At 54.2% G+C, this 16,955-nt stretch carries 15 protein-coding genes; 1 reads left to right on the forward strand and 14 read right to left on the reverse strand.

The annotated features are described in order from the left end of the window. Positions 1-95: 95 nt before the first annotated feature. The 12 genes from ybgE to sdhC all read right to left on the reverse strand — a co-directional run bounded on the left by ybgE (position 96) and on the right by sdhC (position 13,503). Positions 96-392, reverse strand: a complete 297-nt coding sequence (gene ybgE, locus IFU29_RS08025) for a cyd operon protein YbgE (protein ID WP_191933451.1) — start codon at positions 390-392, stop codon at positions 96-98. Beyond that, a complete protein-coding gene (gene cydX, locus IFU29_RS08030) occupies positions 392-505 on the reverse strand; it encodes a cytochrome bd-I oxidase subunit CydX (protein ID WP_062748470.1) in 114 nt (37 codons plus the stop codon). The genes ybgE and cydX overlap by 1 nt, the downstream gene beginning before the upstream one ends. Before the next feature lie 15 nt (positions 506-520). Continuing rightward, positions 521-1,660, reverse strand: coding sequence for a cytochrome d ubiquinol oxidase subunit II (gene cydB / locus IFU29_RS08035; protein WP_191933452.1), 1,140 nt, complete (start codon positions 1,658-1,660; stop codon positions 521-523). A 15-nt stretch (positions 1,661-1,675) separates the two neighbouring features. Then, positions 1,676-3,244: a cytochrome ubiquinol oxidase subunit I gene (gene cydA, locus IFU29_RS08040; RefSeq protein WP_191933453.1), complete on the reverse strand. Its 1,569-nt coding sequence runs from the start codon at positions 3,242-3,244 to the stop codon at positions 1,676-1,678. A gap of 626 nt (positions 3,245-3,870) precedes the next feature. After that, positions 3,871-4,743, reverse strand: coding sequence for a succinate--CoA ligase subunit alpha (gene sucD, locus IFU29_RS08045; RefSeq protein ID WP_062748464.1), 873 nt, complete (start codon positions 4,741-4,743; stop codon positions 3,871-3,873). Beyond that, positions 4,743-5,909: an ADP-forming succinate--CoA ligase subunit beta gene (sucC, locus tag IFU29_RS08050; protein WP_062748462.1), complete on the reverse strand. Its 1,167-nt coding sequence runs from the start codon at positions 5,907-5,909 to the stop codon at positions 4,743-4,745. Before sucC ends, sucD begins: the two co-directional genes overlap by 1 nt. Before the next feature lie 91 nt (positions 5,910-6,000). Next, entirely contained in the window at positions 6,001-7,221 is a 1,221-nt protein-coding gene (gene odhB, locus IFU29_RS08055; protein ID WP_191933454.1) for a 2-oxoglutarate dehydrogenase complex dihydrolipoyllysine-residue succinyltransferase, read from the reverse strand. Positions 7,222-7,234: 13 nt separating this feature from the next. Then, positions 7,235-10,042, reverse strand: coding sequence for a 2-oxoglutarate dehydrogenase E1 component (gene sucA / locus IFU29_RS08060; RefSeq protein ID WP_191933455.1), 2,808 nt, complete (start codon positions 10,040-10,042; stop codon positions 7,235-7,237). A gap of 232 nt (positions 10,043-10,274) precedes the next feature. Next, positions 10,275-10,991: a succinate dehydrogenase iron-sulfur subunit gene (locus tag IFU29_RS08065; RefSeq protein WP_191933456.1), complete on the reverse strand. Its 717-nt coding sequence runs from the start codon at positions 10,989-10,991 to the stop codon at positions 10,275-10,277. Positions 10,992-11,006: 15 nt separating this feature from the next. Then, positions 11,007-12,773, reverse strand: a complete 1,767-nt coding sequence (gene sdhA / locus IFU29_RS08070) for a succinate dehydrogenase flavoprotein subunit (protein ID WP_191933457.1) — start codon at positions 12,771-12,773, stop codon at positions 11,007-11,009. After that, positions 12,773-13,120: a succinate dehydrogenase membrane anchor subunit gene (sdhD, locus tag IFU29_RS08075; protein WP_062748452.1), complete on the reverse strand. Its 348-nt coding sequence runs from the start codon at positions 13,118-13,120 to the stop codon at positions 12,773-12,775. Before sdhD ends, sdhA begins: the two co-directional genes overlap by 1 nt. Continuing rightward, positions 13,114-13,503, reverse strand: a complete 390-nt coding sequence (gene sdhC / locus IFU29_RS08080; RefSeq protein WP_191933458.1) for a succinate dehydrogenase cytochrome b556 subunit — start codon at positions 13,501-13,503, stop codon at positions 13,114-13,116. The genes sdhD and sdhC overlap by 7 nt, the downstream gene beginning before the upstream one ends. Positions 13,504-14,131: 628 nt before the next feature. On the opposite strand from sdhC, the gene IFU29_RS08085 reads away from it, so the two are divergent. Then, positions 14,132-15,412, forward strand: a complete 1,281-nt coding sequence (locus tag IFU29_RS08085; protein WP_191933459.1) for a citrate synthase — start codon at positions 14,132-14,134, stop codon at positions 15,410-15,412. Positions 15,413-15,502: 90 nt separating this feature from the next. Here IFU29_RS08085 and nei read toward each other — a convergent pair whose 3' ends face one another. Continuing rightward, positions 15,503-16,294 carry an endonuclease VIII gene (nei, locus tag IFU29_RS08090; RefSeq protein WP_191933460.1) on the reverse strand — a complete coding sequence of 264 codons (792 nt, stop codon included), beginning with the start codon at positions 16,292-16,294 and terminating at the stop codon, positions 15,503-15,505. 16 nt (positions 16,295-16,310) lie between these two features. Further along, a complete protein-coding gene (gene pcp / locus IFU29_RS08095; RefSeq protein ID WP_191933461.1) occupies positions 16,311-16,952 on the reverse strand; it encodes a pyroglutamyl-peptidase I in 642 nt (213 codons plus the stop codon). Between the last annotated feature and the right edge of the window lie 3 nt (positions 16,953-16,955).

A 16,955-nucleotide genomic window follows, 5' to 3' on the forward strand; every position in this document is an offset into this window, starting at 1 on the left:
TGACGTAAACGTAGCTAAAAAAAGGTTAAAGGACAATATCAGTGTGGAAGGGAATAAGGGAAAAACAGCAGGCCAGAACAATCTGGCCCGCTGCATTATGACAGGAAGAAAAAACCGATCCCACTCAGCAGGATCAGTATCGCCGGGAGCGGTGAGAAAAAGCCGCGCCAGCGTAAACGGCGCGGGCGGAACCCGACACCGTGGATCACGCCAGTACAGACCGCCCACATCAGCAGCAAACCCTGCCAGATAGCCAGCTCACTGCTGTTGGCCGCAAAGCGTGACGGGTTCCAGAACATACACCCGGCCAGCACCAGCGCGGCCACCAGGGAAAGAACCCGCAACGCGTTCTTATCCATCAGTTGATAGAGACGCGCGATGCCCTCCCCCATTACAGTTTCTCTTTACTCGCGGCCGACGCTTCCGCTTGCTCTAAGGCCAGCGCGGTAATGATACCGAAGGCACAGGCCAGCAGCGTGCCGAGAATCCAGGCAAAATACCACATGATGTCGCTCCTTCTTTAGTAAAGAGAATTGCTGTTACTTTCAATCTGTTCTTTGGTCACGCGACCGAACATTTTGTAGTAACACCAGGTTGTGTAAGCCAGGATAATGGGCACGAAAATAATCGCGGCCACCGTCATCACTTTCAGCGTCAACAGCGTCGAGGTGGCATCCCACATCGTCAGGCTCACGTCAGGTACCGTGCTTGATGGCATGACAAATGGGAACATGGCAACACCGGCGGTCAGGATCACGCAGGCCACCGTAAGCGACGAGAAGATAAACGCCCACGCGCCTTTTTCCAGCCGTGAGCACAGGATGGTCAGCAAAGGCAGAACCACACCCAGTGCAGGGATAGCCCAGAGGATCGGGTTCTGTTGGAAGTTCACCATCCAGGCACCAGCCTGCTGGCTGACTTCTTTCACCAGTGGGTTCGACGGGCCGTTATGATCCAGTACCGACGTGATGACGTAGCCATCAATGCCGTAAATCACCCAGACACCGGCAAGCACAAAGCCAACCATCATCACCAGCGCACAGATCTGCGCGGCAATGCGGGCGCGCAGATGCAGTTCACCTACGGTACGCATCTGCAGGTAGGTTGCTCCCTGCGTGAGGAACATCATCAGGCTGACGATACCTGCCAGCAGACCAAACGGATTCAGCAGCTGGAAGAAATTACCGGTATAAAACAGGCGCAGGTCGGTATCCATATGGAACGGAACGCCCTGGAGCAGATTGCCAAACGCCACCCCAATGACCAGCGGTGGCACAAAGCTACCGATAAAAATCGCCCAGTCCCACATGCCACGCCAGCGTGGATCTTCAATTTTCGAACGGTAGTCAAAGCCGACCGGACGGAAGAACAGGGAGGCCAGTACCAGAATCATCGCCACGTAGAAACCCGAGAAGGCGGCGGCGTAGACGGTTGGCCAGGCAGCAAACAACGCACCACCGGCGGTAATCAGCCAGACCTGGTTGCCATCCCAGTGCGGTGCGATGCTGTTGATCATGACCCGACGTTCGGTATCACTGCGACCCAGGATGCGTGACAGCATCCCGACCCCCATATCAAAGCCATCAGTGATGGCAAATCCGATACACAGAACGCCAATCAACAGCCACCAGATAAAGCGCATTAGTTCATAAGTTAACATTTGTGGGCTCCTGTTTTATCGTACCGGCTGCGTGGCGATGCTGGATTGCTCATAGTGATAGCGTCCGGTCTTCAGGCTGCTGGGCCCCAGGCGGGCGAACTTGAACATCAGGTACATTTCAGCCACCAGGAACAGCGTGTACAGGCCACAAATCAGCCCCATTGAGAACAGCAGATCGCCGACGGTCAGGGATGAGTTGGCCACTGCGGTAGGCAGCACTTCACCGATGGCCCAGGGTTGACGGCCGTACTCGGCCACAAACCAGCCTGATTCAATTGCAATCCACGGTAGCGGGATACCATACAGCGCACATTTCAACAGCAGTGGCCACTTACCGATGCGGTTACGTATCACCGTCCAGAATGACAGACCAATAATCAGCAACATCAGCACGCCACAGGCGACCATAATACGGAAGGAGAAATAGAGCGGAGCCACGCTTGGAATCGAGTCTTTCGTTGCCTGCTGGATCTGCGCTTCACTGGCGTCGGCTACGTTCGGGGTATAGCGTTTCAACAGTAAGCCATAACCGAGGTCCTGTTTAGTCGCATTAAACGCAGTGCGCACAGCCGGGTCAGTATTACCGGTGCGCAGCTCCTGCAGCAGCTCGTATGCTTTCATCCCGTTACGGATGCGCACTTCATGCTGCTCCATCAGCTCTTTCAGACCGGTAACCTGCTTGTCAACGGAACGGGTGGCGATCAGGCCAAGCGCCCAGGGGATCTGGATAGCATAATGGTTCTTCTGTGCTTCCTGGTCCGGGATACCGAACAGAGTAAAGGCGGCCGGTGCCGGCTGTGTTTCCCACTCGGCTTCGATTGCGGCCAGTTTCGTTTTCTGCACGTCACCAATTTCGTAACCGGATTCATCACCCAGCACAATTACCGACAGGATCGCTGCCATACCAAAGCTGGCTGCAATCGCGAAGGAACGCTTAGCAAAGGCGACGTCACGTCCGCGCAGCAGATAGTAAGCGCTGATACCCAGAATGAACATCGCGCCACAGGTATAACCTGCCGCAACGGTATGCACGAACTTCACCTGGGCTACCGGGTTCAGAACCAGCTCGGAGAAGCTGACCATCTCCATGCGCATGGTTTCAAAATTAAACTCGGAGGCGACCGGGTTTTGCATCCAGCCGTTGGCGACCAGAATCCACAGTGCGGAGAGGTTGGAACCGAGCGCCACCAGCCAGGTCACGGCCATGTGCTGCACTTTGCCAAGACGATCCCAGCCAAAGAAGAACAGACCGACGAACGTTGACTCCAGGAAGAATGCCATTAATCCTTCAATGGCCAGCGGGGCACCGAAGATATCACCCACATAGTGCGAGTAGTAAGACCAGTTTGTGCCGAACTGAAACTCCATAGTCAGCCCGGTTGCCACGCCCAGAGCAAAGTTAATACCAAATAACTTGCCCCAAAACTTGGTCATATCTTTATAGATTTGTTTACCTGACAGTACGTAGACCGTTTCCATAATAGCCAGTAAAAACGCCATACCCAGCGTTAATGGCACAAACAGGAAATGGTACATAGCAGTCAAAGCAAACTGTAATCGCGACAGTTCGACAATATCAAACATTTTGACTCCTTGCTCCGCAAGTGGGTTCCGACAGAAAATTATCCGAGTTAACGACTCAGAATTACCTGGAGACATCCCAATAAATAATAAAAACTTAATCCCGAAAAATGGTCCCTGAGAGACAGAAAAGCCCCTCAGCCCGGTCATCTGAGGGGCCAGTAACCGCCATGGAAGATCCAGAACGACATCCCGACGCTTATAATACGCCTTTATACACACAGGTTTAAAGGGGTTTTGTGACGGTCGTATTATTTTTAGCAGGGAGTATCAATTTTCAGTAAAACAGGGGGGACAACCTGAATTTGATGTAGCGCAATTTAAACCAAAAGTGCACAAACACTCCAGTAATATACCCAACAAATAAGTCGTCTTTTCTTGATCTAAATTAATATTTAGATCTCATCCTTTGTGGTAGCAATTCTCTTTTGTTAAATATTTGTATGTATTATTACAATGAAAGTTAAAACATATAATCAATCAACAAATAAATTAACGTTAAATAACACCTGCGATATTTAATAATAATTTAACGCAAATTTTCTTCATCAGTTTTGAGTGGGCCATCGGCAAAAAAAAGCCACCCGAAGGTGGCCTTTATTGCTCATTCCGTACAGCGACTGGCTACGTTACTGAGGCAGTACCGCTTTCACGGCTTCACCGATGTCAGCCAGGCTGCGAACAGTTTTCACACCTGCCGCTTCCAGCGCAGCAAATTTCTCATCTGCAGTACCTTTGCCGCCAGCGATAATCGCACCGGCGTGGCCCATACGTTTGCCTTTAGGCGCAGTCACGCCCGCAATGTAACCCACTACCGGCTTGGTCACATACTCTTTGATAAACGCAGCCGCTTCTTCTTCTGCGCTACCGCCGATTTCACCGATCATCACAATGGCTTCGGTCTGCGGGTCATCCTGGAACAGCTTCAAGATGTCGATAAAGTTTGAACCCGGGATCGGGTCACCGCCAATGCCGACGCAGGTAGACTGGCCGTAACCGATATCCGTGGTCTGCTTAACCGCTTCATAAGTCAGCGTACCGGAACGTGAAACGATACCGATACGGCCCGGCTGGTGAATGTGGCCAGGCATGATACCGATCTTACAGGCGCCCGGCGTAATCACACCCGGACAGTTTGGACCAATCATGCGTACGCCAGCTTCATCCAGCTTCACTTTCACTGTCAGCATATCCAGCGTCGGAATACCTTCAGTGATGGTGATGATCAGTTTGATACCGGCTTCAATCGCTTCCAGGATGCCGTCTTTACAGAACGGAGCAGGTACATAGATCACCGAAGCTGTCGCTCCGGTGGCTTCTACCGCTTCGCGTACGGTGTTGAATACGGGCAGGCCCAGATGTTCCGTTCCGCCTTTGCCTGGGGTGACGCCGCCAACCAGCTGCGTGCCGTAGGCTAAAGCCTGCTCGGAGTGGAAGGTACCCTGACCACCGGTGAAGCCCTGGCAGATAACTTTGGTGTTTTTATCAATCAGAATAGACATTATTTCCCCTCCGCTGCGGCAACAACACGGTGCGCCGCATCGCTCAGGCTGGTTGCTGCAATAATATTCAGGCCGCTGTCTGCCAGTTTTTTGGCACCCAACTCGGCATTGTTTCCTTCCAGACGCACGACCACCGGTACGTTAACGCCCACTTCTTCTACTGCACCGATGATGCCGTCGGCAATCAGATCGCAACGTACGATACCGCCAAAGATGTTAACGAATACCGCTTTCACCGCGTCGTCAGACAGGATGATTTTAAAGGCTTCGGTAACACGCTCTTTCGTGGCACCGCCACCAACATCAAGGAAGTTAGCCGGCTGGCCACCGCTCAGTTTCACGATGTCCATGGTGCCCATCGCCAGACCGGCCCCATTGACCATGCAGCCGATGTTCCCTTCCAGCGCCACGTAGTTCAGTTCCCACTGTGCAGCATGAGCTTCGCGGGAGTCTTCCTGGCTTGGATCGCGCATTTCGCGCAACTCAGGCTGGCGGAACAGGGCGTTGCCATCTGCCGTCAGTTTACCGTCCAGGCAGACCAGGTCGCCCTGCTTGGTGATCACCAGCGGGTTAATCTCAACCAGTGCCAGGTCGCGCTCCAGGAACAGCGTCGCCAGCCCCATAAAGATCTTGGTGAACTGGCCAACCTGCTTACCGGTCAGACCCAGTTTAAACGCCAGCTCACGGCCCTGGTAAGGCTGCGGCCCGGTCAGGGGATCCAGCGCCATTTTGTGGATCAGGTGCGGGGTTTCTTCCGCCACTTTTTCAATTTCCACGCCGCCTTCGGTTGATGCCATAAAGACGACACGACGGGTGCCACGGTCAACCACCGCGCCCAGGTAGAGTTCCTGGTCAATATCGGTAGCAGACTCGACCAGAATCTGGTTAACCGGCTGGCCATGTGCGTCAGTCTGATAGGTCACCAGACGCTTGCCCAGCCAGTTCTCAGCAAAAGCACGGATCTCTTCTTTGCTGTTAACCACTTTCACGCCGCCCGCTTTACCGCGGCCACCGGCATGAACCTGACATTTCACTACCCACGGGCCGGCACCAATCTTAGAGGCGGCTTCTTCTGCTTCGCGTGGTGTGGTGCAGGCATAACCGGTTGGTGCCGGTAAACCATACCGTGCAAACAACTGTTTTGCCTGATATTCGTGTAAGTTCATGATGTTCTATCCATTCAGGTCTGAAAAGATTTAGCTGCCAGAGGCGGCTACTCATAGGGTTGAGCACGGCGTGACCGCCGTGCTCAGGGCGTTAGACATCCAGCAGCAGACGCGCCGGATCTTCCAGCAGCTCTTTGATCGCCACCAGATAGCCTACAGATTCGCGACCGTCAATCAGACGGTGATCGTAAGAGAGGGCCAGATACATCATTGGCTGGATAACGACCTGTCCATTAACCGCCATCGGACGATCTTTGATCGCATGCATCCCCAGGATCGCGCTCTGCGGTGGGTTGATGATCGGGGTAGACATCAGAGAACCAAACACACCACCGTTGGTGATCGTGAAGTTACCACCGGTCAGTTCGTCAACGGTCAGCTTGCCGTCACGTCCTTTCACCGCCAGCTCTTTAATCTTCTTCTCGATATCAGCCATGCTCAGGGCATCCACATCTTTCAATACCGGAGTCACCAGGCCGCGTGGCGTGGAAACCGCGATACTGACGTCGAAGTAGTTGTGGTAAACCACTTCTTCGCCATCAATCGATGCGTTGACTTCCGGGTAGCGTTTCAGCGCTTCTACTACCGCTTTGATGTAGAAGGACATAAAGCCCAGACGCACACCGTGACGTTTCTCGAAGGCATCACCGTACTGCTTACGCAGTGCCATGATTGGCTGCATGTTGACCTCGTTAAAGGTCGTCAGCATTGCCGTGCTGTTTTTGGCTTCCAGCAGACGTTCAGCCACACGCTTACGCAGGCGCGTCATAGGCACACGCTTCTCACTTCGGTTACCCAGCGATGGGGCCGCTGCAGCCGCAGGGGCCGCTTTGGTCTCTGCCGCTTTCGCCGGTGCTTTGGCCAGATGTTTTTCAACATCTTCACGGGTCAGACGGCCGCCAACACCGGTGCCTTTAATGGCTGCCGCGTCGAGGTTATGCTCCGCAATCAGGCGACGGATCGCCGGGCTCAGGGCATCATTACTTTCTTCTTCCAGGGAGGCGCTCTGGCGCTGTGCCGGAGTAGACTCATTGGCTTCAGCTTTAGCAGAGGTTTCTTTGCCGCCGCTGTTACCCTCTTTCAGACGACCCAGCGCCTGACGGGAAACGACGGTTGCGCCCTCTTCTTCCAGGATCGCTTCCAGTACACCATCCGTGGAAGCCGGGACTTCCAGGATCACTTTATCGGTTTCAATTTCCACCAGCACTTCGTCACGCTTGACGCTATCGCCAGGTTTTTTGTGCCAGGTTGCTACGGTGGCATCAGCCACGGACTCAGGCAGGTCAGGAACAACGATATCTACGCTACTCATTCTTTTTCCTTAATTATTCAACGTTCAGCGCGTCATTAACCAGATCTTGCTGCTGCTGCTGGTGAACGGACATATAGCCAACTGCCGGGGATGCGGATGCAGGACGGCCGGCATAACGTAATGAAGCCCCAAACGGCACGACTTCGCGGAAGTGGTGCTGGCTGCAATACCATGCACCCTGGTTCAGGGGTTCTTCCTGACACCAGACAAAATCATGCACGTGAGAATACTGCTGCAGCACATCCTGCACCGCTTTATGCGGGAACGGATACAGCTGCTCAATGCGCACGATAGCAACGTCGGTTTGTTCATTTTTACGACGTTTATCCAGCAGATCGTAGTAGACCTTACCGGAACAGAGCACGACGCGTTTGACCCCTTGCGGATCGAGATCGTCGATCTCTCCAATCGCAGGCTGGAACGCCCCGCTTGCCAGCTCTTCTAATGAAGATACGGCCTGTGGATGACGTAACAGTGACTTCGGTGACATCACAACCAGCGGACGACGCATACCGCGCAGCGCCTGACGACGCAGCATGTGGTAGACCTGTGCCGGCGTCGAAGGGACGCAGACCTGCATGTTCTGCTCGGCGCAGAGTTGCAGATAACGCTCCAGACGTGCTGATGAGTGCTCAGGGCCCTGACCTTCGTAGCCGTGCGGCAGCAGCATTACCAGGCCGCACATACGGCCCCATTTCTGCTCGCCGGAGCTAATGAACTGGTCAATCACTACCTGCGCACCGTTAGCAAAGTCACCAAACTGCGCTTCCCAGATGGTCAGGGTACGCGGTTCTGCCGTGGCATAGCCGTATTCAAATGCCAGTACCGCTTCTTCCGACAGGACGGAGTCCCAGACCTTGAAGGTGCCCTGACCGTTGTGCACGTGCTGCAGTGGGGTATAGGTTGAACCGTTCGCCTGGTTATGGATAACGGCATGGCGGTGGAAGAAGGTGCCGCGCCCCATATCCTCACCGGAAAGACGGCATGGGATGCCCTCATCCACCAGCGTGGCGTAAGCCAGATTCTCTGCAGCGCCCCAGTCAAACGGTTTATTACCGGCAGCCATTTCAGCGCGATCGTTGTAAATCTTCGCCACACGAGACTGCATTTCGACAGATTCCGGTACCGTGCTGATGCGTTTTGCCAGTTCCTGCAAGCGCTTCAGTTCGATAGATTCCGGATAACCTTCATCCCAGTCGTGGTTCAGATACGGTGACCAGGTGAATGAGTGCAGGCTCATTGGACGCCACTCCGGCACCACACATTCACCGGCATCCAGCGCATCACGGTAAAGGTTGACCATTTCCGTGGCATCTTCCAGGCTGGCGACCTGTTCGGCTTCCAGCTTGTCAGCATACAGTTTACGCGGCGTTGGGTGTTTCTTGATTTTCTGGTACATCACAGGCTGCGTAGCGCTTGGCTCATCCGCTTCGTTATGGCCGTGACGGCGATAACAGACCAGGTCAATAAACACGTCGCGTTTAAAGGTGTTACGGAAATCCAACGCCAGGCGGGTCACAAAGGCAACCGCTTCCGGATCGTCCGCATTAACGTGGAAGATCGGGGCCAGCACCATTTTGCCGATGTCAGTACAGTACTGTGTTGAACGCGCATCTTTAGGGTTCGAGGTGGTAAAGCCGATCTGGTTATTGATCACGATACGCACGGTACCGCCCACTTCATAACCACGCGCCTGAGACATGTTCAGGGTTTCCTGCACCACGCCCTGGCCAATAACCGCAGCATCACCATGGATGGTGATCGGCAAGACTTTGTTACTGGCAGGTTCATCCAGACGGTCAAGACGGGCACGCACTGACCCCATTACTACCGGGCTGACAATTTCAAGATGTGATGGGTTAAACGCCAGCGCCAGGTGAACCATGCCGCCTTCCGTTTCCACATCCGATGAGAAGCCCATGTGGTACTTCACATCGCCGGTGCCGAGGTGTTCTTTATGCTTACCAGCGAACTCGTCAAACAGGTCCTGCGGTTTTTTCCCCAGCACGTTGATCAGCACGTTAAGACGGCCACGGTGTGCCATTCCCAGCACCACTTCGCGCGTACCGCTCTTACCGGCATGACGGATCATCTCGTTCAGCATCGGCACCAGCGCATCACCACCTTCCAGTGAGAAACGTTTTGCCCCGGGGAATTTTGCCCCAAGGTAGCGCTCCAGACCTTCTGCTGCGGTCAATTGCTTGAGGAAACCCTTTTTCTCTTCAACAGAGTAAGAAGCCTGCCCCACCGCCGATTCCAGACGCTGTTGGATCCAGCGTTTTTCTTCGGTATTGGTGATGTGCATATATTCCGCGCCGATCGAACCGCAGTAGGTTTGCTGCAGAGCGGCAAACAGATCCGCCAGCTTCAGGGTATCTTTGCCAATCGCAAAGGAACCCACATTGAAACTTTCCTGGAAATCGGCTTCGCTCAGGCCATGATAGGCCGGGTCGAGATCGGGCACCGCTTCCTGCTTCCACAAGCCTAACGGATCGAGGTTTGCCTGCTGATGCCCGCGAAAACGGAAGGCGTTGATCAGCTGCAGTACCTTGACCTGTTTGGCATTGGTTTCAGGATCGCTAACGGAGGCGGTATAGCGCGATGCGTCTTTCGCCAGGCGGCGGAAGTACTCGCGTGTGGTGGAGTGGAATTGCTCAGGTCTAACCCCAGTGCCAGGAAGCTCTTGGAAAAGAGATTTCCAGGCCACATCAACAGAGTCAGGATCGGTTAAGAAGTCCTCATAGAGCTGTTCTATGTAGGACTGGTTCGCGCCGGCCAGCCAGGAGGAGTCCAGCCAGGGTTTCATCGCGCTGTTCTGCATTGTGATCCCTTAAGCATATTTGTGCTTTTTTTTTCGCCGTGGTTGTTTAATGGAACCTTTGCAAGTCCCGCGCCGCGTTAACGGCTTACCGTGGTACGGTTCTTCGTTACGAGCGACCGGCCCGTAAGGGAACCTTTGCAAAGGGTTTCCGGCAACATCGCTCTGCCGAAAACACCTTACAAAGATGACCTGGTAAAAACGCCGGGAACCCTCAGGCTCCCGGACATCGGTATTATGCGCCCCGCTGCAGCAGCATCGACTTAATGTGGCCGATAGCGCGCGTTGGGTTCAGCCCTTTCGGACATACGCTCACACAGTTCATGATGCTGTGACAGCGGAATACGCTGAAAGCGTCATTCAGATCGTCGAGGCGCGCGTCGGTTTCCGTATCGCGGCTGTCAATCAGGAAGCGGTAAGCCGCAAGCAGGCCTGCCGGACCGATAAACTTGTCCGGATTCCACCAGAATGACGGGCATGAGGTGGAGCAGCAGGCACAGAGGATACACTCGTACAGACCATCCAGTTTTTCACGCTGTTCCGGTTCCTGAAGGTGCTCTCTGGCTGGCGGTTTTTGCCCATTATTCAAGAGGTAAGGCTTGATCTTCTCATACTGAGCATAGAACTGGCCCATGTCCACCACCAAATCGCGGATCACCGGTAAACCGGGCAGCGGGCGGATGACAATTTTCTGTTTACCGTTTCCCAGCGCAGAGACCGGAGTAATACAGGCAAGACCGTTCTTTCCGTTCATGTTCAGGCCGTCAGAGCCACATACGCCCTCACGGCAGGAGCGGCGAAACGCTAACGTCGGGTCTTTCTCTTTCAGACGCATCAGCGCGTCCAGCAGCATCATGTCACGGCCGTCTTCCGACTCCAGCGTGTATTCCTGCATACGCGGAGCATCATCGACTTCCGGGTTGTAACGATAGATGGAAAATTCGAGTCTCATGTTTATCTCCGCAAACTAGTAAGTACGTGCTTTCGGCGGGAAGGCCGCACGCAGTTTCGGCTGCATGTTCACCTCACGGCGCGTCATGCTTTCACTCTGCGGCAGATACACGCTGTGACATAACCAGTTTGCATCGTCACGTTCAGGATAGTCGAAACGGCTGTGAGCTCCACGGCTCTCGGTACGGAAGTTAGCGGCAACGGCAGTGGCGTACGCCGTTTCCATCAGGTTGTCCAGTTCGAGGCACTCAATACGCTGCGTATTGAAGTCCGGTGAACGATCGTCGAGACGGGCGTTTTTCAGACGTTCACGCAACACTTTCAGCTCGGCCAGACCTTTCGCCATAGCATCACCTTCGCGGAATACCGAGAAGTTATGCTGCATGCAGGTCTGCAGGGCTTTACGCAATTCAGCCGGATCTTCACCCGTCACATTATTGTTCCAGCGGTTCAGACGCGCCAGCGAAGCCTCGATCTCTTCTTCGGTGGCGTCACGCAGCGCTCCCTGCTCGTTAATCGACTCCTGCAAATGCAGGCCCGCCGCACGACCAAATACTACCAGGTCAAGCAGCGAGTTACCGCCCAGGCGGTTGGAACCGTGAACAGATACGCAGGCAATTTCACCGACGGCAAACAGGCCAGGCACCACAGTATCCTGCCCCTGCTCGTTAACGGTCAACGCCTGACCGGTCACCCGCGTTGGGATCCCCCCCATCATATAGTGGCAGGTTGGGATTACCGGAATCGGCTCTTTCACCGGGTCAACGTGGGCAAAGGTACGTGACAGCTCAAGAATACCCGGCAGGCGGGACTCCAGCACGTCTTTACCCAGGTGATCCAGTTTCAGTTTGATATGCGGACCCCACGGGCCTTCGCAGCCACGACCTTCACGGATCTCAATCATCATTGAACGGGCGACAACATCGCGGCCAGCCAGATCTTTAGCATTGGGCGCGTAACGCTCCATGAAGCGTTCACCGTGCTTGTTCAGCAGATATCCGCCTTCGCCACGACACCCTTCAGTGACCAGCACACCCGCACCGGCAATTCCGGTTGGGTGGAACTGCCACATTTCCATATCCTGCACCGGAACACCCGCACGCAGCGCCATACCCACACCGTCACCTGTGCAAATATGGGCGTTGGTGGTCGACTGATAAATACGGCCGGCTCCACCCGTCGCCAGCACCGTGGCTCGCGCTTTAAAGTAGACCACTTCACCATCTTCAATGTTCAGCGCGGTACAGCCGACGATGGCACCATCGGCATTTTTTACCAGGTCCAGTGCATACCATTCGGAGAAGATCGTGGTTTTGTTCTTCAGGTTCTGCTGATAGAGCGTATGCAGCAGCGCGTGCCCGGTACGGTCAGCCGCGGCCGCCGTTCGTGCCGCCTGCTCGCCGCCGAAGTTTTTCGACTGGCCACCGAACGGACGCTGATAGATGCGACCATCTTCCAGACGGGAGAATGGCAGCCCCATATGCTCTAATTCGGTCACCGCTTCCGGACCGGTTTTACACATATACTCAATGGCGTCCTGGTCACCGATATAGTCGGAACCTTTCACCGTGTCATACATGTGCCATTCCCAGTTATCGTCGTGGGTATTGCCCAGTGCGACAGTGATACCGCCCTGCGCAGACACGGTATGGGAACGGGTTGGGAAAACTTTAGACAACAGGGCACAGGTCTGGCCCGATTGGGAAATCTGTAGGGCGGCGCGCATACCCGCACCGCCAGCGCCGATGACCACGGCGTCAAATTCTCTGACTGGCAAACTCATTACACACCCCACACTACGACAGTTCCATAAATTGCATACACTAACAGTGCGACCACGATCACCAGCTGCAGCATCATGCGCAGCGCCAGCGGTTTAATGTAGTCTGTCAGTACCTGCCACATCCCAATCCAGCCGTGCACCAGAATGGAGAACAGCGTCAGAAGGGTGAATACTTTCGTAAAGGAAGATGAGAAGAATCCGCGCCAGATGTCATAGGTCAGGGTCCCTGACATCACGATAAAGCCGAGGAGATAGATCACATAGAGGGTCATCACCATAGCGGCAGCACGCAGCAACAGCCAGTCATGGATGCCGTTGCGACCCAGTGCAGAAGCGTTGCTTACCATACGAGGACTCCAGCCAGAATTGAGAGCACGACAGTGATACCGAACGCAATTTGCGCTGAAAACTTACCCGCTTCTAAGGTTTCGCCGAGGAAGCCAAAGTCCATCATCATATGGCGAATACCGCCAGCGATATGGTACGCCAGTGCGGTTAAGATGCCCCACATGATAAATTTGGCGATAAAGCTATCCATGACAGCGGCAGCCTGAAGGAAGCCTTCGGGAGAGGAGAGCGACAGACCCAGTAACCAGAGCAGAATCCCGATCGACACGAAGGTGATCACGCCGGATACGCGGTGGAGAATGGACGCAATTGCGGTTAAGGGAAACCGGATCGTACTGAGATCCAAATTGACAGGTCTTTGTTTTTTCACGATTTTGCCCACACAGCCTTTCTTATTTTGCTTCCTCCGGTCCTGAAGGCGGGTCAGACAGCGTTAATAAGGCAAGCATTCGCGCCAGGCACCAAAACTACAACGTCCAGTGTCAAAAACGACGCGTATGAAACGCTGGGTGGCTCCTACTGCAGGGTATTTCCGGAGACCTGGCCGCAGTATAGGGGGTTCACAAACTCATTACAATTCCCCTACAAACTCTTTGGTCACATTTCGGCGGAACAGTGATCATCCTCACGATTTTCATATTTCATACATTTTTAATTATCTGATTTGACAAAAGTTCAACATTCTTGTTACAAACGGACGGATAAAAGTTCTATGATGCACAAAAGTTATGGGGATACACTTTCCCCTAAGCACAAGTTATGTAACATTGGTTGGGATTACCCATAAAGCATCAGGTTTTGACGCTAACACAAGTCATCACCAGACCGGATCTTTACACAACCATGTTCGCATCAGGATGATGTCATCCCGGCCAGCACGCGCCCGTCACTCTGTACCCTGCACGTAAAAAGATGCCACAGAGTTGATGACCTTCTGCGCCAGGCACAAGGCTGGGGAAGATATTTCCCGGTGATAAAGATCCCTAAATAAGGCGCTAAGGAGACTGTAAATGGCTGATAAAAAAGCAACGCTAACCCTGGATGGCGAAGATCCAATCGAGCTTGATGTACTGAAAGGTACATTGGGTCAGGAAGAGATTGACGTCCGTAATCTGGGTTCTAAAGGGTATTTCACCTTTGACCCTGGCTTTACTTCTACTGCGTCCTGCGAATCGAAAATTACCTATATCGACGGTGATGAAGGCATTCTGCTGCACCGGGGTTTCCCGATTGACCAGCTGGCATTGCACTCAAACTATCTGGAAGTTTGTTACATTTTGTTGAACGGTGAAGCACCAACAGCAAAAGAGTTTGAAGAATTCAAAACCACGGTGACACGTCATACCATGCTGCACGAGCAGATCCATCATCTGTTCCGTGGCTTCCGCCGTGATTCGCATCCGATGGCCGTTATGTGCGGTGTGACCGGTGCGCTGGCCGCATTTTACCATGATGCGATGGACGTCAACATTGAACGTCACCGTGAAATCGCGGCTTTCCGTCTGCTGTCTAAAATGCCGACGATGGCGGCCATGTGCTACAAATACTCTATCGGCCAGCCGTTTGCATACCCGCGCAACGATCTTTCCTATGCCGGTAATTTCCTGCATATGATGTTCTCCACCCCTTGCGAAGAGTATGTGGTGAACCCGGTGCTGGAACGTGCGATGGACCGTATCCTGATCCTGCATGCCGATCATGAGCAGAACGCCTCGACCTCAACCGTCCGTACCGCTGGCTCCTCTGGCGCTAACCCGTTCGCCTGTATTGCTGCCGGTATCGCTTCTCTGTGGGGGCCTGCCCACGGTGGTGCAAACGAAGCCTGTCTGCGGATGCTGGAAGAGATCAGCACCGTCGAACACATTCCTGAGTTCCTGCGCCGCGCGAAAGACAAAAACGATTCATTCCGTCTGATGGGCTTTGGCCACCGCGTTTACAAGAACTACGATCCCCGTGCCACGGTGATGCGTGAAACCTGCCACGAAGTACTGAAAGAGCTGGGCATGAAAGATGACCTGCTGGAAGTGGCCATGGAGCTGGAGCATATTGCGCTGAACGACCCGTACTTCATTGAGCGTAAACTCTATCCGAACGTTGACTTCTATTCCGGTATCATTCTGAAAGCGATGGGTATTCCATCGTCCATGTTTACCGTGATCTTTGCGATGGCACGTACCGTCGGCTGGATTGCACACTGGAAAGAAATGCATGATGACGGCGTAAAAATTGCCCGTCCTCGCCAGTTGTACACGGGTTATGACCAGCGTGATTTCAGCTCTAAAATTAAGTAACAGTGAGCGGGCGGGCTGCTGAAGGCCGTCCCGTAGTGACAGAGAACATTAACGTAAGGGCCGATCGCTTGTTGATCGGCCCTTAATTTTTCATTTCTGGCAACCGGGGCACCAGTAAAAGGGCCGGGATGACAGAAGTGTTCGTTCAATCTTATTTCCGCAGCGTTCACACGCCTGCCCTGCGCGATGGAACACTTTAAAGCTGAACAGAGCGCCATGGTGATGGTTCTCATCCCCCTTCCCGCGCGTCTGGTAGGAGAGACGTGGTAGCGCCAGCAGTGCCGCCGCCAGCACATCGATTTGCTCACCGGTTAACCCTTCCGCTTTATGTTGGGGGGCGAGCTGTGCCAGCCAGAGGATTTCCACGCGCAGATAGTTGCCCAGTCCGGCCAGAAACGTCTGATCCAACAGCAGCCCGCTAAACTGGCGACGCCGGAAGCGCGGTGACAGCAGACGTTCGCGCACTTCGGCTTCGGTCAGTGACATATCCAGCACATCCGGTCCGATCTTTTGCAGAAAAGGATGGCTTGCCACACCTTCGGCATTGAGCAGTTCGATCTCGGAGGCGCTGAACAGCAGCAGCGTTTTATCTTCCGCTGCCAGCCGGACGCGCAGCTGCCGCTTACTGGCCGGTTCAGTGCCGGTTTTTACCACCCGCCAGACGCCGTACAGCTGGTTATGGCTGTACAGTGTCAGACCATTAGAAAAGTGGGTTAACAGCGCTTTACCCCGGGTCTCAATGGCGATCACCCGCTCCCCCACCAGCGCCTGCTGGTAGGTTTGCAGCGCCGGAAAGGCAAACCACACGTCGGTCAGTACCTTACCCTTTATGGCCTCTTCCAGCCGATCTGCCGCACGGCGGATCTCAGGACCTTCTGGCATGCTATTTCCCTTTCAATCAGTGCGTGGCACCGCCTTCAAGCCGGAGATCCTCTTCTACCGCCAGAGCGATACTTATGGCCATCTCCAGAGCCAGCGTAACCATCGCCAGGGACATACTCGCAGCCCCGGGATGATGAATGGCCTGTTCAGGCAGCCAGGGAATATGAATAAATCCGCCGCGCGTTTTGCGACGGCGCAGATGATGCAGCAGACCATACATCACATGATTACAGACGAACGTCCCGGCAGTCTGCGATACCGCAGCCGGGATGCCGGCCTCACGGATACCGGCCACCATGGCTTTAATGGGCAGCGTTGAAAAATACGCGGCGGCCCCCTGCTCCACGACCGGTTCATCGATCGGCTGCTTTCCCGCATTGTCGGGAATACGTGCATCATCGACGTTGATCGCCACGCGTTCAACGCTGATTTCACTGCGGCCTCCGGCCTGACCTACGGCGATAACGAAGTCAGGCTTAACCTTCTCTATCGCGGTATACAGCACCTCAAGCGAGGCACCGAAAACGCAGGGCAACTGCAGGGCAATCACTCTCGCATTGCCGATAAGGCGATCGTGCAGCTGACTCACCGCCTCCCAGGAAGGATTGATACGTTCACCATCAAAGGGCTCGAAGCCCGTGATCAGTACTGTTTTCATCGT

Origin of the sequence: Erwinia persicina (assembly GCF_014838825.1) — a bacterium.
GTDB classification, from domain to species: Bacteria; Pseudomonadota; Gammaproteobacteria; order Enterobacterales; family Enterobacteriaceae; genus Erwinia; species Erwinia persicina_A.

What these genes read in the sequence shown, in the direction of transcription:
- ybgE (WP_191933451.1), bottom strand. Translation starts at nt 392, where the DNA reads ATGGGGGAGGGCATCGCGCGTCTCTATCAACTGATGGATAAGAACGCG.
- cydX (WP_062748470.1), bottom strand. Translation starts at nt 505, where the DNA reads ATGTGGTATTTTGCCTGGATTCTCGGCACGCTGCTGGCCTGTGCCTTC.
- cydB (WP_191933452.1), bottom strand. Translation starts at nt 1,660, where the DNA reads ATGTTAACTTATGAACTAATGCGCTTTATCTGGTGGCTGTTGATTGGC.
- cydA (WP_191933453.1), bottom strand. Translation starts at nt 3,244, where the DNA reads ATGTTTGATATTGTCGAACTGTCGCGATTACAGTTTGCTTTGACTGCT.
- sucD (WP_062748464.1), bottom strand. Translation starts at nt 4,743, where the DNA reads ATGTCTATTCTGATTGATAAAAACACCAAAGTTATCTGCCAGGGCTTC.
- sucC (WP_062748462.1), bottom strand. Translation starts at nt 5,909, where the DNA reads ATGAACTTACACGAATATCAGGCAAAACAGTTGTTTGCACGGTATGGT.
- odhB (WP_191933454.1), bottom strand. Translation starts at nt 7,221, where the DNA reads ATGAGTAGCGTAGATATCGTTGTTCCTGACCTGCCTGAGTCCGTGGCT.
- sucA (WP_191933455.1), bottom strand. Translation starts at nt 10,042, where the DNA reads ATGCAGAACAGCGCGATGAAACCCTGGCTGGACTCCTCCTGGCTGGCC.
- IFU29_RS08065 (WP_191933456.1), bottom strand. Translation starts at nt 10,991, where the DNA reads ATGAGACTCGAATTTTCCATCTATCGTTACAACCCGGAAGTCGATGAT.
- sdhA (WP_191933457.1), bottom strand. Translation starts at nt 12,773, where the DNA reads ATGAGTTTGCCAGTCAGAGAATTTGACGCCGTGGTCATCGGCGCTGGC.
- sdhD (WP_062748452.1), bottom strand. Translation starts at nt 13,120, where the DNA reads ATGGTAAGCAACGCTTCTGCACTGGGTCGCAACGGCATCCATGACTGG.
- IFU29_RS08085 (WP_191933459.1), top strand. Translation starts at nt 14,132, where the DNA reads ATGGCTGATAAAAAAGCAACGCTAACCCTGGATGGCGAAGATCCAATC.
- nei (WP_191933460.1), bottom strand. Translation starts at nt 16,294, where the DNA reads ATGCCAGAAGGTCCTGAGATCCGCCGTGCGGCAGATCGGCTGGAAGAG.
- pcp (WP_191933461.1), bottom strand. Translation starts at nt 16,952, where the DNA reads ATGAAAACAGTACTGATCACGGGCTTCGAGCCCTTTGATGGTGAACGT.